The 25,123-nt window shown below is 39.4% G+C and carries 28 protein-coding genes; 25 read left to right on the forward strand and 3 right to left on the reverse strand.

The window, feature by feature from the left end:
* The first annotated feature begins 11 nt into the window (after positions 1-11).
* Genes JOC83_RS15945 through JOC83_RS15955 form a run of 3 tightly spaced genes read left to right on the forward strand, consistent with a single transcriptional unit; the run spans position 12 to position 2,723 of the window.
* Positions 12-1,139 (forward strand): glycosyltransferase family 4 protein, encoded by a 1,128-nt coding sequence (locus JOC83_RS15945; protein ID WP_205188373.1) that lies wholly within the window; start codon positions 12-14, stop codon positions 1,137-1,139.
* A gap of 15 nt (positions 1,140-1,154) precedes the next feature.
* Positions 1,155-2,207: a CotS family spore coat protein gene (locus JOC83_RS15950; protein WP_239583580.1), complete on the forward strand. Its 1,053-nt coding sequence runs from the start codon at positions 1,155-1,157 to the stop codon at positions 2,205-2,207.
* Entirely contained in the window at positions 2,208-2,723 is a 516-nt protein-coding gene (locus JOC83_RS15955; protein WP_205188374.1) for a hypothetical protein, read from the forward strand. It abuts the gene before it with no gap.
* A 104-nt stretch (positions 2,724-2,827) separates the two neighbouring features.
* Here JOC83_RS15955 and JOC83_RS15960 read toward each other — a convergent pair whose 3' ends face one another.
* The 3 genes from JOC83_RS15960 to JOC83_RS15970 are packed head-to-tail and all read right to left on the reverse strand — an operon-like array spanning position 2,828 to position 6,218.
* Positions 2,828-3,985 (reverse strand): glycosyltransferase family 4 protein, encoded by a 1,158-nt coding sequence (locus tag JOC83_RS15960; RefSeq protein WP_205188375.1) that lies wholly within the window; start codon positions 3,983-3,985, stop codon positions 2,828-2,830.
* Positions 3,982-4,935, reverse strand: coding sequence for an NAD-dependent epimerase/dehydratase family protein (locus JOC83_RS15965; protein ID WP_205188376.1), 954 nt, complete (start codon positions 4,933-4,935; stop codon positions 3,982-3,984). The genes JOC83_RS15960 and JOC83_RS15965 overlap by 4 nt, the downstream gene beginning before the upstream one ends.
* Complete coding sequence (locus tag JOC83_RS15970) at positions 4,932-6,218, reverse strand: UDP-glucose dehydrogenase family protein (RefSeq protein WP_205188377.1); 1,287 nt, start codon at positions 6,216-6,218, stop codon at positions 4,932-4,934. Before JOC83_RS15970 ends, JOC83_RS15965 begins: the two co-directional genes overlap by 4 nt.
* Before the next feature lie 189 nt (positions 6,219-6,407).
* Between JOC83_RS15970 and JOC83_RS15975 the strand changes: the two genes are divergently transcribed.
* The 22 genes from JOC83_RS15975 to menC all read left to right on the forward strand — a co-directional run bounded on the left by JOC83_RS15975 (position 6,408) and on the right by menC (position 25,052).
* Positions 6,408-7,217 (forward strand): UTP--glucose-1-phosphate uridylyltransferase, encoded by an 810-nt coding sequence (locus JOC83_RS15975; protein ID WP_205188378.1) that lies wholly within the window; start codon positions 6,408-6,410, stop codon positions 7,215-7,217.
* Positions 7,218-7,399: 182 nt separating this feature from the next.
* Positions 7,400-8,233: an EcsC family protein gene (locus JOC83_RS15980; protein WP_205188379.1), complete on the forward strand. Its 834-nt coding sequence runs from the start codon at positions 7,400-7,402 to the stop codon at positions 8,231-8,233.
* 241 nt (positions 8,234-8,474) lie between these two features.
* On the forward strand, positions 8,475-9,476 hold the full coding sequence (locus tag JOC83_RS15985; RefSeq protein ID WP_205188380.1) for a LacI family DNA-binding transcriptional regulator: 1,002 nt from the start codon (positions 8,475-8,477) through the stop codon (positions 9,474-9,476).
* A gap of 14 nt (positions 9,477-9,490) precedes the next feature.
* A complete protein-coding gene (locus JOC83_RS15990; protein WP_205188381.1) occupies positions 9,491-10,444 on the forward strand; it encodes a sugar kinase in 954 nt (317 codons plus the stop codon).
* Between the two features lie 9 nt (positions 10,445-10,453).
* Positions 10,454-11,074 (forward strand): 3-hexulose-6-phosphate synthase, encoded by a 621-nt coding sequence (gene hxlA, locus JOC83_RS15995; RefSeq protein WP_205188382.1) that lies wholly within the window; start codon positions 10,454-10,456, stop codon positions 11,072-11,074.
* Positions 11,074-11,631: a 6-phospho-3-hexuloisomerase gene (gene hxlB, locus JOC83_RS16000; protein WP_205188383.1), complete on the forward strand. Its 558-nt coding sequence runs from the start codon at positions 11,074-11,076 to the stop codon at positions 11,629-11,631. The genes hxlA and hxlB overlap by 1 nt, the downstream gene beginning before the upstream one ends.
* 31 nt (positions 11,632-11,662) lie before the next feature.
* Entirely contained in the window at positions 11,663-12,307 is a 645-nt protein-coding gene (locus tag JOC83_RS16005; RefSeq protein WP_205188384.1) for a bifunctional 4-hydroxy-2-oxoglutarate aldolase/2-dehydro-3-deoxy-phosphogluconate aldolase, read from the forward strand.
* A gap of 17 nt (positions 12,308-12,324) precedes the next feature.
* A complete protein-coding gene (locus tag JOC83_RS16010; protein ID WP_205188385.1) occupies positions 12,325-13,353 on the forward strand; it encodes a TRAP transporter substrate-binding protein in 1,029 nt (342 codons plus the stop codon).
* A 70-nt stretch (positions 13,354-13,423) separates the two neighbouring features.
* Complete coding sequence (locus JOC83_RS16015; protein ID WP_205188386.1) at positions 13,424-13,900, forward strand: TRAP transporter small permease; 477 nt, start codon at positions 13,424-13,426, stop codon at positions 13,898-13,900.
* On the forward strand, positions 13,897-15,189 hold the full coding sequence (locus JOC83_RS16020) for a TRAP transporter large permease (RefSeq protein WP_205188387.1): 1,293 nt from the start codon (positions 13,897-13,899) through the stop codon (positions 15,187-15,189). Before JOC83_RS16015 ends, JOC83_RS16020 begins: the two co-directional genes overlap by 4 nt.
* A 23-nt stretch (positions 15,190-15,212) precedes the next feature.
* Positions 15,213-15,497: a cupin domain-containing protein gene (locus JOC83_RS16025; RefSeq protein WP_205188388.1), complete on the forward strand. Its 285-nt coding sequence runs from the start codon at positions 15,213-15,215 to the stop codon at positions 15,495-15,497.
* 565 nt (positions 15,498-16,062) lie between these two features.
* Positions 16,063-16,407, forward strand: coding sequence for a YwqH-like family protein (locus tag JOC83_RS16030; RefSeq protein WP_205188389.1), 345 nt, complete (start codon positions 16,063-16,065; stop codon positions 16,405-16,407).
* 136 nt (positions 16,408-16,543) lie between these two features.
* Positions 16,544-16,840, forward strand: a complete 297-nt coding sequence (locus tag JOC83_RS16035; RefSeq protein ID WP_205188390.1) for a DUF5344 family protein — start codon at positions 16,544-16,546, stop codon at positions 16,838-16,840.
* Complete coding sequence (locus JOC83_RS16040; RefSeq protein WP_205188391.1) at positions 16,837-18,252, forward strand: LXG domain-containing protein; 1,416 nt, start codon at positions 16,837-16,839, stop codon at positions 18,250-18,252. Before JOC83_RS16035 ends, JOC83_RS16040 begins: the two co-directional genes overlap by 4 nt.
* A gap of 74 nt (positions 18,253-18,326) precedes the next feature.
* Complete coding sequence (locus JOC83_RS16045; RefSeq protein WP_205188392.1) at positions 18,327-18,650, forward strand: DUF4176 domain-containing protein; 324 nt, start codon at positions 18,327-18,329, stop codon at positions 18,648-18,650.
* The gene (locus JOC83_RS16050; RefSeq protein WP_205188393.1) at positions 18,634-18,975 is read left to right on the forward strand and encodes a hypothetical protein; all 342 of its coding nucleotides are present in this window, start codon (positions 18,634-18,636) and stop codon (positions 18,973-18,975) included. Before JOC83_RS16045 ends, JOC83_RS16050 begins: the two co-directional genes overlap by 17 nt.
* A 22-nt stretch (positions 18,976-18,997) precedes the next feature.
* The gene (locus tag JOC83_RS16055; RefSeq protein ID WP_205188394.1) at positions 18,998-19,558 is read left to right on the forward strand and encodes a hypothetical protein; all 561 of its coding nucleotides are present in this window, start codon (positions 18,998-19,000) and stop codon (positions 19,556-19,558) included.
* Positions 19,559-19,708: 150 nt separating this feature from the next.
* The gene (locus JOC83_RS16060) at positions 19,709-20,554 is read left to right on the forward strand and encodes a MurR/RpiR family transcriptional regulator (protein ID WP_205188395.1); all 846 of its coding nucleotides are present in this window, start codon (positions 19,709-19,711) and stop codon (positions 20,552-20,554) included.
* 34 nt (positions 20,555-20,588) lie between these two features.
* Positions 20,589-21,968, forward strand: coding sequence for a YjiH family protein (locus JOC83_RS16065; protein WP_205188396.1), 1,380 nt, complete (start codon positions 20,589-20,591; stop codon positions 21,966-21,968).
* Positions 21,969-21,984: 16 nt separating this feature from the next.
* Entirely contained in the window at positions 21,985-23,103 is a 1,119-nt protein-coding gene (locus JOC83_RS16070; protein ID WP_338038937.1) for an amidohydrolase, read from the forward strand.
* Between the two features lie 16 nt (positions 23,104-23,119).
* A complete protein-coding gene (locus JOC83_RS16075) occupies positions 23,120-23,944 on the forward strand; it encodes a GNAT family N-acetyltransferase (protein WP_205188398.1) in 825 nt (274 codons plus the stop codon).
* Positions 23,934-25,052 (forward strand): o-succinylbenzoate synthase, encoded by a 1,119-nt coding sequence (gene menC, locus JOC83_RS16080; protein ID WP_205188399.1) that lies wholly within the window; start codon positions 23,934-23,936, stop codon positions 25,050-25,052. Before JOC83_RS16075 ends, menC begins: the two co-directional genes overlap by 11 nt.
* Positions 25,053-25,123 lie beyond the last annotated feature (71 nt).

Genomic DNA, 25,123 nt, shown 5'->3' on the forward strand with positions numbered 1-25,123 from the left:
GGAGGTCTCATATGAAAATCGCATTAATTGCAACTGAAAAGCTTCCAGTGCCTGCTATAAGAGGAGGAGCGATTCAAATTTATCTAGATTCTGTTGCTCCTATTATTAGTCAAACACATAACGTAACAGTCATTTCTATTACAGATCCTGAATTACCACAAACCGAAGTGAAAAATAGAGTTCAATATGTTCGTTTTAATGAAGAAAACTATGTTCAATCTCTTGCACAGCATTTAAAAGAAGTATCTTACGATGTTGTTCATTTATGTAACAGACCTAAATGGATTGAAATTCTTCACGCAGCTTCACCTCAAACAAAGTTTGTGTTAAGTGTTCATAATGATATGTTTTCTTATGAAAAAATGAGCGATGCTGAAGGGGAGAGCTGCATCTCAAAAGTATCGAAAATTATTACGGTGAGCGATTATATTGGTAACACGATTACGTCACGCTTTCCTCAAGCCATAAGCAAAACCTCTACGGTCTATTCAGGGGTTGATTTACAAGGATTTAATCCTAGCTGGACATCTGAAGGAGCTAGTAGTAGAAATCGCGTACGCAACGAGTTAGGGTTAGGGAACCGAAAAGTAGTCTTATTCGTTGGGCGTCTTAGTAAAGTAAAGGGCCCGCACATTTTGCTACGTGCCATGACGAAAATCATTGAGCAGCATCCTGATGTCATGATGGTGTTTATTGGCTCTAAATGGTTCGGCGATAATGAAGTCAATAATTATGTAAAACACTTGTACACGCTTGGTGCCATGTATAAAGACAATGTCAGCTTCATCCAGTTTGTTAAGCCACAGGACATTCCAGACTTATTTGTCATGTCAGACGTATTTGTCTGTTCGTCACAATGGCAAGAACCGTTAGCGCGTGTTCATTATGAAGCGATGGCAGCTGGCCTTCCGATGATTACAAGTAATCGAGGAGGCAATCCTGAAGTAATTGAAGAAGGAAAAAATGGTTACATCGCTTATGATTTTGAAAATCCTGAAGAATATGCTCGCCTCATTAACGAGCTATTAGGAAATCAATCTAAAAGAGAAAGTTTAGGCAAGTACGGGCGTCAAAAAGTGGAGCGTGACTTTGGGTGGAACAATGTTGCGATGAATTTAATGAATGTATATCAAGGGTAGAAAGGGTGAAAAGCATTGCAAGAAGAAGTGAATAATACCGAACAGAGTATCCAGCATGTCCTTCAATTGTATCCTTTTGAAGTTCAAAACATCACACTATTAACAACAAAAAGTGGAAGAGTGACGTGGGAGGTTGAGACAGATCAAGGAGTCAAGATATTAAAGAAAACCGACGTTCACCCACGACGGATGTGGTTTATTGCTGAAGCACATGAGCATTTGCAGCAGCAAGGACTTCCAATGGCCCCGATTCACCGAACAACGAATGGCGGCATTTGCGTTGGAGCGGAAGATCATGCCTATGTTATGTACGACAAGGTAGAAGGAAACGAGATTATTTACTATCATGCTGAAAATTTAAATAAAGTGATGCAGTATATTGCTCAATTTCATATAGCTTCCAAAGGATTTAACCGAACAGAAGGAACGAAAAAACGTAGCCGCTTAGAAAAATGGCAAAAACTTTATCGATGGAAACTACAAGAATTAGAAGGAAATAAACAAATTGCCTTAACAACCATGCATGATCCATTTTCCCAATTGTTTTTAGCAAATGTTGATCAAATGATCCAAAGAGGAAGAGAAGCGCTACAAGCGTTAGAAGAAGAACCCTATCAAAACTGGGTACAAGAAACGATTAATAACGGCAGCTTTTGTCAACAAGATTTTACACTTGCACGATTGATTGAAGTCGATTCTAGTCCGTATATGAAAGAGTTTCACTCCATCACGTACGATTTACCTTCAAGAGACCTCCGAGTTCTACTCAATAAACTAATGAAGAAGTTATCAGTATGGGATAACCAATTATCCATACAATTACTACAATCGTATGATTCCATCAATCCATTAACAGAAGAGCAATATAAAGTGTTATGGGATGACCTCAAATTCCCACATATGTTCTGTTCCATTAGTCATAAATATTATCTCGCTCAAAAGCGCTCGTGGTCAAATGAGAAATATTTATGGGCGATTCAAAACGTCATTGCCGTTGAAACTTCAAAAGAACAGTTTTTACAAAACCTCCCAAGCATTTATCAAGAAATTAAAAAAGGAGGACTCTAAATGGGTAATCAAGTAAAAGGGAGTACACCGATTCCAAAAGTTGACCTAAATCAGTATACGTTCTCTCCTCCTGGTTCTATGGGTTGGAGCTTGTCTGAATATGAACAGATGGTTAGTGATGGTCAACTAAATATGGAAGTCGAATCAGCTAGTCCAAGTTTCAGACCAGAAATTAATTTAGAAGGAAAGCAATTAATTGAGCTAGGGGCTTTTCAACAGTCCAATGGGCTAAACGTTGTAGAAAAGCCAACGGCCTATCAACAACTTCAGCAAATTGATAGTGAACAACAACCAGATGCTCCATTCATCGATGTACAAACAGACGTCTCTTCACAGCCTTCAGGAGTAGATTCAGTAGAAGAAATAGATTCAGTAGAAGAAATAGATTTAGTCGAAGAAGTAGAAGTACCAATCCTAGCAGAACTTGAAAAACCAAAAAACAAAGTAACCATTAAGATTGAAGAGGATATCCTTAGAGAACCGTGGACAGCCGCTTTTGTTGCAAAGCCGAATTAACGTGTGCGGTAAAGGGTTGTTTTCTGACAAAGCTTTCTTATTTTATGAAAAGGATATCTAACAATAACCCCTACAAGAGGATTCATTCATGTAGGGGAATTTTATTAATATGAAGTAATCTTTTTCAACGTATATGCTTCTTCATATACGTTGTTGTAACGCTCTGCTACATGGTAAAACTGAAACATGGACTCTACATACTCTCTCCCATTTCTAGCCATTTCCTCTGCTAATGAGGGTTCGGTAATGAGACGATCAATGGCTTTGACAAATGAAGACGGAAGATCATATTGATCAACGACGATGCCGTTGTAACCATCTTTTACGACTTCTGTATTTCCTCCACGATTCGTTGTAATAAGAGGAGTGCCAGCGGCCATTGATTCATAGTGGACCCGAGCTAGCGGCTCATTCCATTGAGAGCTACATACGAAAATATCACCTAATAAAAACATGTTCGGAATCTCGTCAGGGTGGATGAATTTTGTAAAGATAACGTGGTCTTTGACTCGACTCGCTAATTGATAAAGATAATGAACATAGGCATTGGTTCCATCGTTGCTGAACCATTTGCTTCCAACAATCATCAGCACAAGATTATCATGTTTTTGAATCAGTTTTTCTAACGCACGAATGAGTAGGTCAGGTCCTTTTGTTTTACTTAATCGCCCGACAAACAAAAGGACCTTTTTATCTTCAACGCCATATTTTTTTCGATAAAAATTTCGAATGTGTTGGCCTTTCTGTGTCCAAACGGGAGGATAGGAGGCTAAGTCGACGCCTGAATAAGTGACTTTCGTTTTGGCTGCAGCTTTAGGAAAGCGATTGATAATCTCCTGCTCAATATAATGACTTACGGTTGTGATAAAATCCACTTGTTCAATCACATCGTAGCCTAGCTTATAGGAGATTTTTTGTTCTGAAAACATATCATTGTGAAGACTTAATACAAACCTACTTTTCGGTGATGAAGCCTTATAAAGCAAAACATGCTTAGGTCGGTTAAATACGTGAATTACATCAAAGTTGTGACGCTTTAGCTCTCTTGCTACGCTAAATCGGTAATGTTCTTGTGGAAAGCGAATATATGTGACACCATCACGCGTTTCTTGATCGGGTAGGTCAGGATCCGTAATTGAAAAAATAGTGAAGTCATGTTTTTTACTTAAAAAAGGAGAGACGCCATCAATCATCATTTGAATTGCTCCGCCTTTTATACCTGGGGCAGGAAGCTTCTCTGTACAAATATAAGCGAGTTTCATGGCTTATTCCCTCCATATACATATAACAAGTGATTCCATTCGTTTTGTAAGCCATCTGTTAAGCTCACAGCGGGCGTGTATGCAAGCAATTGAGAGGCTTTTGAAATATCAGCCCACGTATGCTTCGGCTCACCGATGACGGTCGGGGAATAATGAATCTTTGCCTTTTTACCAGCTATTTTTTCGAGGATTTCAATGACTTCTAATACTGAAGCTCGCTCTTTTCCACCAATGTTAATGGTTTCACCAATTGCTTTTTTATTATTTAAAACTGCGGTTACTCCATCTATGCAATCGCTAATATACGTAAAGTCTCTTGTTTGTGTACCGTCACCGAATACGGAAATCGGTTCATCTAAAAGGATTTGCTTGATAAAGCGGTGAAACGCCATATCAGGACGTTGACGAGGTCCAAAAACAGTGAAAAATCGTAGAATGGTGGTTGGCACACCGTAATACTTACTATATACATGACACAAATGCTCACCAGCTAATTTAGTAATGCCATAAGGAGAGAGTGGTTGTGGCGTTTTGTCTTCAGATACTTTTCCATCCATTTCACCGTAAGCAGAAGAGGTAGATGCATAAATGAGTTGCTTAATCGATGTGTCTTTACAAGCTTCTAAGAGTCGTTGTGTTGCAAGGATATTATTTGTTACGTAAGGGTCAAAATCAGTTCCCCAGCTTGCCCGAACGCCTGGTATAGCCGCTAAATGATAGACAACATCAATCTTTGATAGTAATTCTTGAAGGTCAAGGTTCATCAGGTGGTTTTCAATTAATTGAAAGTGAGAATGAGTAAGAAGTGACTTTATGTTTTCTCTTTTTAATGAAAGGGGTGTAGGGCCAATAAACGTGTCAACACCAACAACGCGGTGTCCCTCCTTTAACAAGCGTTCACAAAGATGAGATCCAATAAATCCAGCTGCACCTGTAACGAGAATGTTCATTTGCGTCCCACTCCTAGATAGATATATCCTAATTCCTTCATTTTTGAAGCATCTAAACAATTTCTTGTATCTAATAACACGTGATGTTTCAGGAGGGAATGACCTTTCTTCCAATCAAAATGGAGAAACTCATCCCATTCTGTTGCAATCACCACACAATCACAGTTTTCAATCGTCTTTTCGATGTTGCTGTATTGCGTGACACCCTTCAAGTAAGGAGGAAGAGTAGCTTTAGGATCAAAGGTGTGAACCTCACAGCCTTCTTTTACAAGAGCATTCATAAACTCGATGGCTTGAGAGTGTCTTGTATCATCTGTGTTGGGTTTAAAGGCGATCCCGAGCACGGCAACTTTCTTTGAAGATAAGGTTGATACATACGATTTTAGTTTCTTTAAATAAACATCAATTAAGTGAGCATTGATGGTTTGGACCGCATCTAATAAATGTGTTTGAATGCCAAGCCTGTTTGCCTCATATTGAAGCGATTTCAAATCCTTTGGAAAACAAGATCCTCCATACCCAATGCCAGCCTGGAGAAAATGAGGGCCCACTCGCTTATCTGCTCCAATTCCTTTAGCCACATCTTCAACCTCTACTTGATAGGCATCACAAATCATGGCCATTTCATTAATGAATGAGATTTTCGTCGCAAGAAAAGCGTTGCTGCCATACTTAATCATTTCAGCACCCGTTAAGCTTGTGATTACGTAAGGGGCGTTAATTTGTTGATACATTGCTTTTAATATAGAAAGGGAGTATTCATCCCCTTTTTCTAATCCAATAACTGTGCGGTCGGGGTGAAGCGTATCATACACAGCCGACCCCTCTCTTAAAAATTCGGGATTGGATACGACACGAAACAATTCTCGTTTCACGCCACACTGAAGGAAAGACGTAACAATCCTTTCATTGGTTCCGGGTGGTACGGTACTTTTTGTGATGATTGTTTTATAAGTTTGCAGGTGCTTAGCTATTTCTTCGACAACAGAATCGATGTATTGAAGGTCTGTGCTTCCATCTGGTAAAGAGGGAGTACCGACGGCAATCATAATAACTTCGGACTTTTCAATGGCCTCCTTTATCGCAGTTGTGAATGTAAGATTTGTTCTGTTTTTTTGCATTAGTTCTTCTAATCCAGGTTCGTAAATTGGGATAATGCCGTTAGATAGATTGTGAATTTTCTCTTCTATTTTATCTACAGAGATGACATGATGTCCTAACTCAGCGAGTATGATGGATGTCGTGAGCCCAACGTATCCTGTTCCAATGATACAAATGTTCATCCAATACCTGTCTCCTTTCATACCAAATTAACCAATGGCTTTTATATCGTATTAGTTTGGAGTTAGTAACGGTACAGTTTTAGAGGCCCAAATGTACGAACAAAGGATATACGCCTTTTTTAGATGGACAACCTACCAGCTTGTTTCTCTTGAATAAACTAATATAAATATGAAAAGGGGAGAATACACATGGTGAAAAAAGCAATTATCCCTGCAGCAGGATATGGTACACGTAGTCTTCCAGTAACAAAAGTTCTTCCAAAAGAAATGTTTCCAGTAGGCGTAAAGCCTGCGATTCATTATATTGTGGAAGAAGCAATGGAAGCAGGGATTGAACAAATATTGATGATTGTTTCTAGAAAAAAGAGTATGATTGTTGACTATTTCGATCACTCCCTAGAACTAGAAACCTTTTTAGAGAGAGAAAACAAGCAACATTTACTAGAAACAAACCCTATACCAGATATTCAAATTCACTACACGAGACAACCATATGCGAAAGGTTTAGGTGACGCCATTCGTCTTGGTAAAACATTTGTTGGTAACGACCCTTTTGCTGTTCTCTTACCGGATGATATCATCACATCAAATACTACACCAGGTCTAAAGCAACTTATTGATGTTTATGAGGAGAAAAAAACGAGTGTGATAGGCTTAAATAAAGTCGAAGAGGAGCACCTTAAAAATTACGGTGTAGTAAAAGGAATAGAGGAAAAGAAACATTTAATCAAAATTGATGATGTCGTCGAGAAGCCAAAAACAAATCCACCTTCTAATCTGGCCATCATTGGACGCTACATTTTCACTCCTACGATTTATCAATACCTCGATCAGCTACAACCGGGTGTAGGCGGAGAGTATCAGCTAACAGATGCCATTAAAACGATGCTTCATGACCATGAGGTGTTTGGTAAAGTCATAAGCGGTACAAGGTACGATATTGGAAAAGAAGAAGAATATATTCGCTTATTAAATTTCATCTATCAACAAAATAAATGATGTTTCGTTATTCAATTGATTGCACAAAGTAAAGAGTTAAACAAACGTTTGATTTGTGTAAAAAATTTCCTCTATACAAAATTTGCTATAGAGGAAATTTTTTTAGGTTGGTACACTGAATAATGAAACTAATGAACATAGAAGCCGTACATAATGTATCAAATAAGACAGGTGGCTAAAAAATGGAGTCTAGAGATTATTTGCTAACCGAGCTAAAAGAGATTGAAAAATGGGAAAAGGATCAAAAAGGAATCTGGTTTTGGGAGAAGCTGACTCGTTTACCGTTTCGATTACTAGATAAGGTAACGCCAATGTTTATCCAAAAGAAAATTGGTCGCTTATTAGATGAACTAGGCAGTTACCTACAAAATGGTGGTCAATACTTAGTGAGTGAAAAAGCAGCACTTCAATTTTTTGAGAAAAAGACGGGCATACCGATTCTCGATTTATCCGATATTGGACAGGCATCACTAGAAGAAATGAAAAAAGCGTCTTTCGAATTAACAAAAAATCGTAAACATGCGGCAACGGTTCAAGGGGCAAGTACAGGAATTGGGGGTATTTTCACGCTTGCCATTGATATTCCTGCCATTTTAGCGATTTCGTTAAAAACACTTCAAGAAATCGCCATGCTTCATGGATATGATCCGAAAGAGAAAAATGAGCGCGTGTTTATTTTAAAATGCTTACAGTTCTCCACAGCGGATGTTGTCGGGAAAGAAGCTATTTTAAATGAGATTGCCGACTTTACGAATGAAGAACGAAAATCAACAGAAGTCATTTCACAGCTTCAAGGCTGGAGAGAAGTCACACTCACATTTACCGAGTCATTTGGTTGGAAAAAGCTTTTTCAACTAGTACCGGTCGCGGGAATTCTTTTCGGTGCATTTGCAAACCGCTCCATGATTAGTGACCTGGCAGAAACGGGGACAATGTTATATCAGAAAAGAAGAATTTTAGAACGATTAGAGGCAACTTCACATTTAGAGAGCGGTCATGAGCAGCAGGGGGTGTGAGGGAAGAGAGAAAAAACAAGGTGCTTGCCTTGTTTTTTTTCTTGTCTTTTTTTAAAATCTGATGGCTTTTCTCGATGTTAAGTGAAGCACAACATGATAAAAACCCCTTTATATGTGTAGCAATCAATTATTTAACAATAATATTGTAAAACGCTTACATTTCTTTTATAATTTACCTAAATCGATTTACTAAACCGATTTACTAAATCGATTTATAAAATGAAGTTTTGGAGTCGTTTTTATGAAAAGAATTACAATTGCTGACGTTGCTCAGCATGCAAAGGTTTCAAAAAGTACCGTTTCACAGTATTTAAATAAACGATATGACTATATGGCAGAAAATACGAAGCAACGAATTGAAGAAGCGATTAAAGAATTAGATTACCGCCCAAACATCGTCGCAAGAAGTTTAAAACAAAAGTCAACGATGACCGTTGGTGTCATCGTCGCGAACATCCTTCATAGCTTTTCAACGCAAGTGATTCGCGCGATTGAAGATTTTTGTCATCTGCAAGATTTTCATCTAATTGTCTGCAATGCAGACGATGATCCTGAGAAAGAGAAGCGATACATTGAAATGCTGAGAGCAAAACAAGTGGATGGGATTATTATTTTTCCAACAGGTGACAATGTAGAGCTTTATCAAGAAATCGTTCAATCAAACTATCCCATTATGTTTGTTGACCGTCTTGTACCAGAGGTTCCGATTCCATCGGTCATGTTAGATAACGAAAAAGCAGCCGGTCTTGCCGTTCAACACTTCGTAGAAAAAGGCTATGAGCGGATAGGCATTATTACAAATGTAATCCGAAACGTCACACCACGGATGGAGCGTATTAATGGATATAAAAAAGTCCTGAAAGAAAATGGGCTATCCATCAATGAAGATTACATTAGAAAAATGCAGGTGAGTTGTGTACAAGAAGCGCTACATGACATGCTGTCTCTTGATGAGCCAATTCAAGCTGTGTTAGCTGGAAATGATTTGACGTTAATGGAAATTTTAAAGTATGTGAAAAAGCATCGTATCCGCGTTCCTGAAGATTTAGCCATTATTGGGATTGATGATGTTTCCTTTGCGAACTTCTATGAGCCAGCGTTAACGATTGTAGAGCAACCCGCATTTGAAATCGGTAAAAAAGCAGCCGAGCTACTACTAAATAAGATTCAGAAAAAGGACGTAGAAGAAGAGCTCGATGTCTACCGTTTTGAACCAACATTGATTGTTAGACAATCTAGTTAAAAGGAGGAGAAAACATGAACGATATCATCACAATCGGTGATGCGATGATTACCTTCAATCCAGCTTCTACAGGCCCGATGAGGTACGTTCCTTCTTTTGAACGAAAAGTAGGAGGAGCTGAACTGAATGTAGCAATTGGCTGTGCTCGTTTAGGTTTGAAAACAGGCTGGATGAGCCGCTTAGGGCACGATGAGTTCGGGCGCTATATTTATAACTTTATGCGTGGAGAAGGAGTCGACGTTTCAGAAGTCGAGATGGTGGAAGGATATCCGACTTCATTGAATTTTAAAGAAGTGATGGAAGATGGAACGGGCCGAACATTTTATTACCGTTCCAACTCTCCAACAACAACTCTAACGCTTGAGTCATTAAATGAAGAATACATCAAAAACACAAAAATCTTTCATATTACAGGTGTGTTTCCAGCGATTGATAAAGGAAAAAATATCGAGTTAATTCAACATGCGATTTCAATCGCAAAGCAGCATGGTGTACGGATTTCCTTTGACCCAAATATTCGCTTAAAGCTTTGGGATAAAGAAGAAGCAAGAGTAGCGCTACGACAATTTCTTCCTTATGTTGATATCCTACTCACAGGTGTGGAAGAAGCTGAGCTTTTACTCGGTGTAAGTAATCCACAAGACATCATTGAAGCAAGTAAAGCATTTGGTATCTCTTATGTAGCGATTAAGCAAGGAGAACACGGCTCAATTGGCTACCATAACGGCGAATATATAAAAGCACCTCCGGTTAAACCAAAGAAAGTAGTCGATACGGTTGGTGCAGGCGATGGCTTTGATTGTGGCTTTATTTACGGGGTGCTACACAAATGGCCATTAGAAAAGATTCTTCGACTTGCAAATACAATTGGATCGATGGTTGTGAGTGTAAAAGGAGACAATGAAGGGCTTCCTTACTTAGAAGAAGTATTGGTGCACTTAGGAGAAAAAGAATTCGTAGAAAGATAGGGTGAGAGAATGAATCTTCAATTAGCCCTTGATCGATTAACGAGGGATGAATGTTTTCAGCTTTTAAAGGAAACAGAACCGTATGTTGATTGGATTGAAATTGGAACCGGTGTGATTAAAGAATATGGAATGGAAATTGTTCGTGAGGTAAAGGAATGTTATCGAGAGAAAGTCATCGTAGCTGACATGAAAACGTGTGATGCAGGTACACATGAAGCGATTCAAGCATTTGAAGCAGGTGCCGATATCACAACGGTCATGGCCTTTTCCGCCGATCAAACCATTCTTGATACATTAGAAGTTGCGAAACGATACAACAAGCAAATCATGATTGATCTGTTAGGGGTAACAAATCAAAATCGACTGATTGAACTTCAGCGACTAGGTGTTAACCTTGTTAGCCTTCATTTTGGAAAAGACATGCAAAAGCAAGGTGAGTTAGGAGCAGAACAGCTGGCGTTCACAACTGGATTTCCGGACGTTAAAGTGGCGGTTGCTGGTGGCATTAACGTAACATCTCTTCCTCGCGTGCTTAAAACGAACCCACATACGGTTATTGTTGGTAGCGCTATCACGAAGGCGGATAATCCGAAACAAACAGCTGCTCACATGAAAGGACTGTTCAATTGATGAAACACATTATTCAAACAGTAAGTGAGGAAATCTCAACGATTTTATCACATGTGAAAGAAGAAGAAGCGATTCAGTTATCCAATCAGCTTCGTGAAGCAAAGCGCATCTTTGTGTATGGTGAGGGACGCTCTGGTCTGATGGGAAAAGCATTTGCCATGAGACTCATGCACGGTGGTTTTCCGGTTTTTGTTGTAGGTGAAACAATTACACCAAGCATTGAGTCTGGCGATTTATTAGTAGCCATTTCTGGTTCTGGCTCAACGGGAGGAATTTTACAGTATGCATCTAAAGCAAAAGAGCTAGGAGCAACGGTCTTTCTTGTCACAACAAATCGAGATTCAAAGATTGCAAGAATGTGTGATGGTTTGCTTGTCATTCCAGCTGCGACAAAGTACCGAAGAGAGAACGAGCCGAGCACCATTCAACCGCTTGGCAATCAATTTGATCAATCGGTGCATCTTGTGTTAGATGCGATTATTATCGCAACTCTTCAAACAGACAATCAAGACGTGACATATGAGGAGATGACAAAGCGACACACGAACTTAGAGTAGAATACCTTTTCTAGAAGGGGATGGGGAAGAAGTGGATGTAGTTAAGTTTATCAAGGAATACCCAATTGTAGCGGTCATTCGTGAAGCGACGCCTGAGAAAATCCTTCCGATTGCCAAGGCGCTATATGAAGGTGGCGTGAAAGTATTAGAGATTACAACTGAGACGCCAAAAGCGATGACACTCATTGAGAAAGTAGCCGACGAGCTTGGAGACAAAGTATTAGTAGGAGCAGGAACCGTGTTAGATCCTGAGACAGCGAGAGCAGCAATCATGGCTGGAAGTCGATTTATTGTTTCACCCTCATTGAATGTTGAAACAATTAAACTAACAAAGCGCTATGGAGTCGTGAGTGTACCAGGTGCGTTAACACCAACGGAAATCTTAACGGCAATAGAACATGGAGCTGATATGGTCAAAGTGTTCCCAGTCAATGCTTTCGGGCCTGGCTACATTAAAAACATTCACGGTCCGTTGCCACACGTGCCATTGATGGTGACGGGAGGAATTAACACCGAGAATGTAAATGAGTATTTAAAAAGCGGTGCGTTAGCGGTCGGTGTCGGCAGTAATTTAGTCAACCCGAAGAAATTAAATCATGAAGCTGATTATCAAGCACTTACACATCAAGCACTTGCGTACACAGGGATGGTTCAAACAAGCGTCACACATTCATAACAATAGGGGGTTATAAAATGAAAAAGGTCTTTTCGTTATCATTTGCATTACTTTTAATGGTGTCGGTTGTATTAGCAGGTTGTAGCAGTGAGGAGTCAAGTTCGTCTAGTGGAGATGGAAAGAAAGTCAAAATTGTAGCCGCTCATAACCAAACATCTCCAGACAATCCATATCAAACAGGTCTTTTAAAATTTAAAGAAGTAGCGGAAAGTGAGTCAAATGGAAACATTGAAGTAGAAGTCCACGCTGGAACAATTGGAACAGAAGAGTCAGAGTTAGTTGAAAAGCTAAAGCTGGGCGCAGCAGATGTTGTGTTAGTATCTCCTGGCTTTATGACACAAACCGGTATTAAAGAAGTTGATTTGTTAGCTCTACCATACTTATTTGATAGCTATGAGCATTGGGAAAAGGTTGTAGATGGTGAGATTGGTGAAGAAATGGCGAAATTAGTGAATGAGAAATCAAATAACGATTTTAAAATTGTCGGATACTGGTCTGCAGGCGTGCGCCACTATTATGGTAAAAAGCCACTAAACTCCATTGACGATATGAAAGGTTTAACATATCGTACGCAAACATCAGGTGTTCTAGCAGATTATTGGAAAGAAGTTGGTGCCATCCCTACATCAATCGCATGGGGTGAGTTGTATCAAGCATTGCAGCAAAATGTAGTTGATTCATCTGAAAACTCATATCCATATTTCGTTCAACAAAATCATCATAAAACGAATAATGGAAAATACATCTCAGAGACAGGTCATGATTACACAACAAGATTTTTATTAGTAAACGGTAAGAAATTTGATTCCTATTCAAAAGAGCAACAAGAAGCGATTTTAAAAGCAGCAGATGCATCTGTTCAGGCTGAAAGAGAAGCGTTATATGCACAAGAAGATGAGTACAAGGAAAAAGCAATGGCCGAAGGTGCAGAAGTAAACGAAATTGATCGTGCGCCATTTATTAAACTAGCAGAGCCGTTACAAGAAAAAGCAGCCAAAGACATGGAAGCAGAAGAATTACTGAAGAAAATTAAGGAAATGAAGTAAATAGATTTTATAGCTGATAAAGGGGGGAGTATTCTTCCCTTTATCTTTCATAAGGGGGTAGACGATAAGCATGATCAAAATTCTAGAGAAGGTTCAGCTCACTGTTGGTGTTTTAAGCTTATCGATATTTTTTATCGCAATTATTATTCAAATTACAACAAGGCACTTAGGTATTTCGATGATTTGGACAGAGGAAGTAGCAAAGTACTCATTTATCTGGTCTGTTTTTATGGGAGCAGCTGTCATGGTAAACAGAAGAGAGCATTTTAGTTTTGACTTTCTCGTTCAAAAGCTCAAAGGAACCAAAAAAACAGCTCTACTCATTGTCATTGATACGATCGTATTCTTATTTACGGTTGCGTTATTCTACTATGGTATTGAAGCAGTACAGAACTTCTGGAACTACACTTGGACGTCTTTACCGCAATTGAAAATGGGATACGTGTGGGTGGTTATTCCCATTACAGGTCTTACGATGGCCATCTACTCTCTTAATCATTTAATTCATCACTTCAAAGAATTAAAGAGAGGGGGAGCTAAGGCATGACGGCTATTTTATTAGTTGCGTTGTTTCTTATCTTAATGTTCATTGGCGTTCCAATCGCGTTTGTCATTGGAGTCGTGGCGTTACTGGGAATCTTTACCGTTCCATACATTCCAGAAGTAACTGTTCCGATGAAAATGTTAAATGGGATTAACTCGTTTGTATTACTTGCGGTGCCACTCTTTATCTTAGCAGCAAATTTAATGAACAGCGGGAAGATTTCACAGAAGTTAATCGATCTGTCAATGGCGATTGTTGGTCACATCCGAGGCGGATTGGCTCATGCGAATATTCTCGTATCCATGATTTTTGCTGGAGTATCAGGTGCAGCACAAGCAGATACAGCGGGTGTTGGAAAAATCCTCATTCCTAACATGAAGCAAAAAGGCTATGACACGGAAACAGCCGTTGGGGTAACAGCTGCTTCTTCCACAATCGGAGTCATTATTCCACCAAGTATTCCGATGATTATCTTTGCTGGATTAACCAATGCATCAATTGGAGCGCTGTTCTTAGGAGGGATTATTCCTGGTATTTTAATTGGTCTAGGGATGATGCTCTTTATCTACTTGCGCGCAATCAAAAAGGGCTATCCAAAAGCAGAGCGAGCAAAGTTAAAAGAGTTATTGAAATTGGTCTACGAAACCCTACCAGCGTTAATTACGCCTATTATTATCATTGGGGGAATCATCTCAGGGTTTTTCACTGCCACAGAAGCTGCAGCGGTTGCATCACTTTATACGTTAATCATTAGTATGTTTTTCTATAAAACCATTAAGCTATCTGATTTACCGAAAATCATCACCGACACATTAGCGTTAAGTTCACTATCGTTATTCGCGCTTGCCGCAGCAAGTGCGCTTGGAGAGCTATTGAGCTATTATCAACTCGCAACGCTGGCACAAGACTTCTTTGTTAATAATGTAGGACAGAAGTGGGTATTTATTGCCATCCTCATTGTCTTCTTCTTATTTGTAGGGACGTTCATGGATGCCATTCCAGCCATGATTTTATTCGTTCCAGTTATTTTACCAACCGCTCTTCAATTTGGCATGGATCCTGTTCATCTAGGATTAATTGTCGTGATTACGTTAGCAATTGGGCTTGTCACACCTCCTTATGGTCTGTGCTTACTGTTGGCAGCCAAAATAGGTGGGTTGAGCATTGAGAAGTCATTTGGAGCGGTGATGCCATATATCTTAATTGTACTTGTCGTGCTTCTTTTCGTCGCCTTCTTACCGAGCGTGGCGTTCTATTTACCAAAGCTTATTAATCCAGGCTTGTTTTCATAATCCAACGTACACAGGAGGCTATCATGGTTAAACGAGAATTTTTAAATCATAACGGTTCACTAATGTTAGTTAAAGTTCAATTAGCAGCAGGGTTTAAAGGAGAGGTAGATCAGCATCCGGAAGAGCAACTAAGCTATATTGAAAAGGGAAAACTTGAGTTTTATGTAAATGGTGAAAAGCGAATTTTAGTAGAAGGCGACACACAATACATCCCCTCAAACGTGAAACACCAAGTACACGTATTAGAGGAATGCGTCATTTTAGATATCTTTACACCCATTCGTCAAGACTTGGTAGAGAGTCAATAAACAACGGTTTCTAAGTAAGTTAAACAAAAGAAGAAGAGTAATAGACAACATTCTTTGTGACGGAATTTTAGGAGTAAGGGATGTTGTGGGCTGAGCCAAAAAGGGACATTATTAATCCCTTTTGTCTCAGTCCTTTTTTTATACGTTCATCCAATCATACAGGCCATTCAAAGCAGGCTAAGAAACTACATAGGAAAAATAACCTAGATAAATTTAAGACGAAAATAAATAAATTTCATCATTCTGACATTTTTTAACTGTGTTATAGTTGAAAAGGTCGATAATTTCTATACGATAATGTTAAACGGATGACACGCTCTTTGTAGAAGGTAGTTATCCATCTAGATAGACCTTTGTGAGGGCGTTCAAAGGCTTTTGAATAGCCAATTGAAAGCTCTCTTTTTATAAAAGTGACATTAGGTTTAGATGATTAATATAAATGAATGAGTAAAAGCACAGAGATGACCTAGTAAGCTCACAAACATATGTAATGTAGAAAAATCGTATCCATGATTTAATAGATTACACATACAAAAGAAGCGGAAGTATCAAAGGAGGATCGACGTTGTCTTTATTTCATTATTATGGTCTGTTAAGAGAGAAGCAAGAGCAGTTTCAGCGCTTGCAAAACTGTCATAACCAACTGCAGGAGATTAAGCAAGAATTTTGGAGTTTTAGAAAGTCGGTTGTGGATCCTGAACTTTCACCGGCGACATGGCAAGGCTCACTTGCGGATCGATTCAATGATATTCGAACGGAAGGAATTTTTCATTTCTACCAAGATATTGAGTCAAATCAACTGACTCATATCTTATCAACGATTCGTAATCAAACGAGAATGCTACAAAATGAGATTGAATCCATTCAGCAAATTATTCACTCACTGGAGCTACAAATGTTAGAAGAATAATTGGGTCGTCGGACAATCATGTCATTTTTTGATTAACTATCAAAGCGATATTCATTAGGGATGAAGGCACTGGGTGTTTTCATTTAGAAGATTTTCTTGTGAAGCTAAAAAACCTAATAGTAAAGTAGTGATGATAATGGGAGAAATAAAATTTAAGTTTCATGACATTGAACAAGTAGTAAAAGCAATGGAGACTGCTTCCACATCTTTTGAGCCTCAGCTGCCAAAAGATGTTGTGAAAAACAATCAACTAGATGTTGTTGAGGAAATGGCGCATATGAACATGATGCTAGAAAAATTGATGACAACCTATAAAGCTCTTTTAGCTAAAAACGAAGCCATGCTTAGACATTCTGTAGAGGCAATGAAAGAAGCAGATGAGTCCTTGAAAACATCGATGTCATTAAAAGGTGTGGCGGAGGTAGAGAAATGAAAGTTTTAGATGTCTCCAGTCTGTATGCATCTCTTGAAGAAACAATTAAAGCAATTGACGAGAAAATCGAAGGATTGGAAGTAATTGAAGCATCGATGGTAGAACTTATCCATTCAAATGATTCGTTTAATGGAAAAGGGGCAGAGGCCATTAAACTTTTTTATCAGTCTTGCCATCAGCCGTTTTTATTCAAACTCAAGCACGTTCTAAGTTCTTATCAAACAAAGTTACTGGTTTGTAAAAATGCGATGAATTCGTTAGAACCAGATGAATCAGGGTTTATTCGTCAGGAATTCTTACAAGGTGAACTGATCAATAAGCTCATTGAAGTTCAAAACTATACAAATGACGTCACAATGGATGCCAATCAACTCATTTCGAGTGTATCAGATATTATTCAGCTTGAGCCGTTAGATGACACAGCATTCAATGACCATGTTTTAAAAGGGAAACATGCGGTTAATGATACAGTGAGTCACCTCGAAAGCTTTGATTTACAAAACACGTCTTCTTTGAATGAATTGATGGGTGATGTCAACGTCTTAACCACCTATATAGAAGAAATGAGTACGAAAGTAGGCATGAGTCCAAGCAGACTTGACCACTTTCATCCACTTCAAGCATTTATGAGTCCAGCTCATGCGTCGTTGCTGGCAAGCGTAAGATCAACACCTATGTATTTCTTTATGAACGGGACAATCCCTGCAAACCAATCGAATCAATCGATTTATGCCTTAAATCAATATGGCACCTCTCCGTATCACCTTTTAGGCTTAAATTTTGTTTCAAGCGGTAAAGCCTCAGAAAAAACAGTGGAGCCAAAACCTACACAGCTTGCCGGAGAAAGCGTAGAAAATGGAGATTTTACATTTGAAACGGCTGCTGGTAAAGTAGAAAACGATTGGTCTGGCTTAGATGGAGACGGTCAACTTGGAGGAAGCAGTCAGCTGACTGGTATTCATGCAGGAGTCAAGCATGATACCGCAATTGTTGATAGTAGCTTTAGCCAAGATATTGGAAAAGCTGAAGCGGAAGCAAGTATTGGTGGAAAGAGTGTGCTACCATTATTGAAAGCTGGCGGAACGGCTTATGCAGCGGAAGTACGATCTCAGCTTGATAAAGAAATTGACTATGTAGGTCGTACAGGACTAGAAGCAAAAGGAGAAATCCTCAAGGCAAGTGCATACGCTGGCGTCGATAATAGCTCCGTTGGCTTTGGTGCGAAAGCGGCAGTAGCAGAAGGTGAAGTGTCGGGGATTATCCCTATTCCATTTACTGACTACAACATTAAAGGAACAGCAGGAGCTTCTGCATTTGGTGCAGGAGGCGAAGCGAAAATTGGAAAAGAAACGATGATTGATCTTCGCCTTTTAATTGGAGTGAAGCTAGGCATCAGCTTTGAAAAAGAATAAGGCTACTACATAAGTCATTTCTTTTTCTCCTTGAGTATGATAGGACAACCTCGTTTGAAAGGAGCAACTGGACAATGGCAAACGAAATTAATTCTTTAGTAATTGACAAAGGAACGGATTTGTTACCAATTGGAACAGTCGTTTTATTAGATATCATTGCACAACCATTGATGATTTATGGAAGAATGCAACAGCAAGCAAATAAAGAGGGCGCATGGGATTATGTTGCGTGTCCTTATCCACAAGGACATATCTCAGACGAAACAAATGTGTTTTTTAACCATGTTCAAATTAAACAGGTCGTTTTTAAGGGGTTCGAATCCGAAGGTGAAAAGCTGATGAAAGAAAAGCTTAGATCGTTACAAACAAGGGACGAATCAGATGAAAGCCATCATTAATTGGTTGATTGAACCATATCACATCGTTCGGTCAGAGTTTCAAACGTTTGCATCCTTGAAGAAGCAGGAGTCGACCCCTAAAGAAGAAAAGATGAGGATTTATCAGCTACAAGTCTTTAACATCCTGCTATTGGTCGTGTACTCATTGTTTTTCATTGCGTTTTTTGTATATATCGGCATGATTTTTATCGTAAAATGGTATGCCCTGTCAGGCATCATCGTTGGCCTTGTCATGATGAGTGTTATTAAATTTATTCAAAAGAAACGATATTTAAAGCGTCGTAACGCATTTATTAAAAATGATCCAACATTAATCGAATCTTAAAAGGCAGAGAGGACAGGTTCCGTTGAAAAAACTTAGTTTAATCATCCTGGCGATTCTTTTCGTACTTGTTGGCTGCAGTGAAGAATCTTCGTCTGACAAGCAATCTAATACAGAACAAGCAAAACCTGCAGATTCATCAAAAGAGAGCGAGTTATCTTTTGAAGAAAAGCAACAAGAGATTGTGAATTTTATTAATGAAGACATGAACGAAATTGCAACGTATGAAACAAAAGCAAATGAAGCACTCGCAACCGTTTCAGGGGAAAACTTTAAAAACGATGAAGAGTTACTCACGGTTTTAACGAATGAGGTTATTCCGGAATATGAAAAGGCCGTTGAAAAAGCAAAATCACTTGATGTAAAAGTAGAAGAGCTAAAGCCAATTGTTGCTCAGATTGAAGAAGCGACAGGTATTTATCATGAAGCCCTTCTTCTTGAAAAAGAAGCCCTAGAAAAGAGCGATAAAGCGCTCATTGAGCAATCAAATGCCAAAGGCGACGAATACGTCCAAGCGATTGCTGCCTATCATGAAGAAATGAAGAAGCTCACAAGTGAATACGACATTGATTATAAGCAAGATTAACGCTACTTACTCCAGTCCTTGATGGGCTGGAGTTTTTTGTATGCAAAAAATATTTCAGAAAATTCTAATCAATCCTTGCGTTAGAAGTATTTCATTCTTTATAATCAAAAAAAGAAGTTTTTCCTTCGTCTTAAAAGAAAGGAGTTCAACATGTTTGCTCAAATGATTAAAGAGAACTATTCCTCGTTGTCACCAGGACAGAAAAAGGTGGCAGAGTTTATCGTAAACCAGATGGATGAGGGAGCATTATTAACAGCTTTTCAAATCGGACGAAAGGTTGGCGTGAGTGAGACAACGGTTATTCGTTTAGCATATGCATTAGGGTTTAGCGGATACTCTCACATGCAGGAGGCGATTCGCAAAGACTGGCTTTCAAGCAAGCAAGCGGTTGAGAGTGAAGGAAATCCTTCATCTACAGAAGAGACGAATGAAGAGCAGCTGTTTCATTACGTGATTCATAAAGAGCGTGCGATTCTACAGCAACTTCTTCAACAGTTGAACACGAATGAAGTATGGAAAGCGGTTGATGCGTTCATCCAAGCAGACCGGGTATACATTGGGGGATTCGGTAGCTCTTATGCAGCAGCTTATTGGTTTTACTACACATTAAAACAGCTAAGAGAAAACGTGTTTATCTCACAACCAACAGGGTTTTCGCTAGAAGATATATGTGAATTAAATGAGAAATCCGTTGTTGTGCTCTTTTCGTTTCCTCGTTATCGAAAAGAGTCCATGGCGTTAGCTGAGTTAGCGAAAAAGCAGCAAGCCATGATTATCAGTATGACAAATCGCCAGCTCTCACCGGTTGGCCAGCTTGCTGATGTAACATTAACAACAGAAGAACAGATGAATTCAGATTATCATTCGATTGCGTCAGTGGTAAGTTTACTAGAAGTTCTCATTGCTGGTATTCATCATAGGGATCGAGAGCGCATTAGTCAGCGTCAACAGAAATTAGAGTTTCTTTATACAGGTCAAGGATTATTTCTAGAATAAGGCTTCTTTATATGACAAAAGGGGTGGGGAATGGATGAACAGTGTACCAAAGATTCATGAAAAAGTAGAAGTAAAGTCATTTAATACGAGTGATTATTTGAAGTTTTTGATTCCGTCGTTAATTGGAATTTTATTGTTTATTGTACCGATTTCGTCTAAGGAAGGGATTACGATTCCCGTTGCATTTTTAGCGAAACAAATCAACGGAGCTATTGGGGAATTTGTTCCGGCGATGACGGTGTTTGTGATGGCCTTATCGGTGATTGGATCGGCGGTCGCCGTTTTTTTTAAACCAGCTATGATTATGAGAAGTTCTCATTTAAGCGCATTGTTGAATGTTAATAAGTTCTGGTTTGTGACGCGCATCGTCGGATTGATTGCAGCTGTTATTGCACTGACTCAAGTAGGGCCGGAAATGGTTTCTTCAGAAAATACAGGTGGCTTATTGCTTTATGAGTTGATTCCGATTTTATTTTCGACATTTTTACTAGCGGGTCTTTTATTACCGCTTCTACTAAATTTCGGATTACTTGAATTCTTTGGAGCACTGTTAATCAAAGTGATGCGTCCGCTGTTTAAGCTACCTGGTCGTTCATCATTAGATTGTTTAGCATCATGGGTAGGAGATGCAACAATTGGTGTGTTACTCACAACAAAGCAATACGAAGAAGGGTACTACACGAAGAGAGAAGCAGCTGTTATCGCAACGACGTTTTCCGTTGTCTCGATTACGTTTACCATTGTCGTTATTTCATATTTGAATTTAGAGCCTTATTTTATTCATTACTACGCAACGATTATTTTTGCAGGACTTGTTGCGGCGCTTATTATGCCTCGTATTCCACCGCTATCGAAAAAGGCGGATACTGCGTATGAACAGACTGAGTTAAAAGAAGAAACAGCGATTCCTCCAAACACATCGATAGTGAAATGGGGGATGCAAGAAGCGGTCACAAAAGCACAACGAAGCAAGGGCGTAGCTGGAACATTAAAAGAAGGAATCCAAAACGTACTCGACATGTGGATTGGCGTTTTGCCGGTTGTGATGGCGATTGGAACGGTGGCGCTTGTTGTCGCAGAATATACACCGTTTTTCACGATTCTTGGAAAACCATTTGAGCCCATTTTAATGTGGATGCAAGTACCTGAAGCTGAAGCAGCAGCACAAACGATGGTTGTTGGCTTTGCTGATATGTTTTTACCGGCTGTGATTGGAAGTGGAATTGAAAGTGAGTTAACCCGATTTGTCATCGCGTGTGTGTCTGTGACGCAGCTTGTCTATATGTCTGAAATGGGTGGCTTATTACTTGGCTCAAAGCTTCCTATCAGCATCAAAGATTTAATCATGATTTTCTTACTACGTACAATTATTACGCTTCCAATCATCGTTGTGATTGCCCATTTTATTTTTTAACGGAGGTATGAAGCATATGATTTTTGAGACAATTGAGAAACAGAAAAGTAACATCTTACACACGTACGAAGATCTTCATGAGCTAGCCGAACCGAGCTGGCAAGAAGAGAAAACATCGCATTATCTTCAAGAGAAGCTAATCAACGCAGGATTACACGTTGAACGATATGAAGGGCATTTCGGTTTTATCGCTGAAATCAAAGGACAATCGAAAGAGGTGATTGCCCTTCGTGCTGATATGGATGCGCTTGTGCAAGAAGTAGACGGCGTTGTGTGTGCGAATCATTCGTGTGGCCACGACGCACACAGCACGATGGTGTTACATACAGCCCTTGCCCTTGTTCAAAGCAAGCAAGCGTTTCAGCATACGATTCGTTTTCTTTTTCAACCAGCAGAAGAAAAAGCAGCAGGAGCACTACGGATGATTGAAGATGGAGCACTTGAAAATGTAAAGTTTCTTGGAGGTATTCATCTGCGCCCTTCGCTTGAGCTTCCATTCGGAGCGGCTGCACCAGCCATCTTGCACGGTTCAACAACTAGCTTAACAGGTGTTATTAAAGGGCGTCCGGCACACGCGGCAAGGCCAGAAGAAGGGAATAATCCAATTGAAGCAGCCGCTTTATTAATTCAAGAGCTACGTCAAATAGAGCTAAATGCGTCTTGTTCAATTAAAATCACTGAATTACATGGTGGTGAAGCATCTAATTTAATTCCAGAGACGACTCGTTTTACATTCGATCTTCGCTCTCGTACAAACGATGTCATGAATGAGCTTATTGAAAAAGCCCAGAAAATTGTTCAACAAGTTGCAGCAACAACCAAAACGGAGATTATAACAAACCTAGAAGACTATTCACCAGCAGCTACTAAACATCCAGAAGCAATAAAGCTTGCTGAAAAAGCAATTTTACAGGTGCTTGGTGAAGTCGAGCCTCCATGTGTATCTCCGGGAGCTGAAGATTTTCATTTTTATACGTTGAAGCAGAAAGAATTAGTGGCAACCATGATTGGATTAGGATGCGATTTAAAGCCAGGCCTTCATCACCCACATATGACATTTAAAAAAGACGCACTTATTTACGGAACGAAAATACTCACGCAGCTACTACTAGAAGCAGACAAGAAACAATGGTAAGGAAGGGGGAGCGTCATTGAAACACTCAGATTTAGCATCACTAGTAATTCGCTCTCTTCATACAGTTGAAGAGTTAGAGCAGGTATACGAACTAGAATCATTGATTTGGAGTCCAGAAGACGCAGTACCCGTCAATCAAACAATCACAACCGTAAAGAACGGGGGCTTTTTACTAGGAGCGTATCTTACTGACAAACTGATTGGCTTTCAATACAGCTTTCCTGGATTTGACGGAGAGAACCTGTATCTTTGTTCGCATAGTTTAGGATTACACCCTGATTATCGCTCGTTAGGAATCGGAGAGAAATTGAAAATTGCTCAAAAACAAACGGCCATTGAAAAAGGATATAATCTTATCACGTGGACATATGATCCGTTAGAAACGGTGAACGGAAATCTTAATCTTCATAAGCTACAAGCAGTGTGCTCAACGTATATTAAAAATGCATACGGTGACATGGATGACAACTTAAATGCAGGTTTGCCAACCGATCGACTTTTAGTTCAGTGGTGGATAAAAGACTTAGAGAACCAGAAAATCAAAAGCTATGATTCTAGCATTTCAAAGACAATTGAAACGAGTAGCAAAGGGAAGTATCTTGTTCCCGAACAAGTAGATATAACGAAAGAAGAGAATACGTTGTATGTGCCAGTTCCAGGTAATTTTCAAGAGATGAAACAAGAGCATTTTCAGCTGGCGTTACAGTGGAGAGAAGCAACAAGACAAGTATTTACACACTACTTACGTGCAGGGTGGATTGTGACGGACTTAGTAAAAGATCTTAAACAACATGCATATGTGTATCGATTAGAAAAAGGGGATAGAGCGTATGGAGATTAAAAGCATTGTGTTGCGTCAGATTAAAATGGATTTGCTGCACCCTTTTACAACAAGTATTGGAACGGAATACGATAAAGATATTATTTTAGTCGAAGCCAAATCGACGAGTGGACGTTCAGGGTGGGGTGAGTCGGTTGCCATTATGGAACCCATCTATAACGAAGAAACGGTACAAACAAATTGGCATATGATGAGTGATCATTTAATTCCGCTTTTACTAAAAAAGTCAATTGAACATCCAGATCAAGTGTCGGAGCGTTTTACACGTATTCGTGGTAATTTTAACGCAAAAGCAGCAATAGAATGTGCGGTTTGGGACTTGTATGCAAAAGAACAAAACATGTCCTTATCAAAAGCACTTGGTGGCGTGAACGAGAAAATCGAAGTCGGTGTAAGTGTTGGGATTAAAGAATCAGAAGAACAATTGCTTCAAGAAGTAGAGCGCTATGTAAGCGAAGGGTATAAACGCATTAAAATTAAGATTAAGCCAGGTTGGGACGTTCATATTCTCAAACTAGTACGTAATCAATTTCCAGATATTCAGTTGATGGCGGATGCAAACTGTGCGTACACATTAGATGATATTGAACACCTTCAAGCATTAGATGAGTTCAACTTAACCATGATTGAACAGCCACTCGATTATGATGACATCATTGATCATGCAAAGCTACAGGCAAAGTTACGTACACCAATTTGCTTAGATGAAAGCATATATACAGTCGAAGATGCCCGAAAAGCCATTGAGCTCGGAAGCTGTAAAGTAATTAACCTGAAAATTGGGCGTGTAGGTGGGTTAACAGAATCAAAGAAAATTCATGCCCTTTGTCAACAGCACAATATTCCAATGTGGTGCGGTGGCATGCTTGAAGCTGGAATCGGAAGAGCGCACAATATAGCAATCACAAGCCTTGCGAACTTTACGTTACCGGGCGACACTGCTCCATCTGCTCATTACTGGAAAGAAGATATCATCGAGCCAGAAGTGACAATGGAAGATGGGTATATTCGTATTCCAAACGGTCCAGGAATTGGCTACGAGCCGAACCTAAAGCGAATAGATAAGTTAACGTTGTATAGTAAGACGTTTACAAATAGAGAAGTGTAGGAAGCTGAAAAGAACTTGTGAATGTACAAGTTCTTTTTTTAGTCTTAAGGTAATAGTTAAAAAGTCTTACA

The sequence above is a fragment of the Priestia iocasae genome (genome assembly GCF_016909075.1).
Classification (GTDB): Bacteria; Bacillota; Bacilli; order Bacillales; family Bacillaceae_H; genus Priestia; species Priestia iocasae.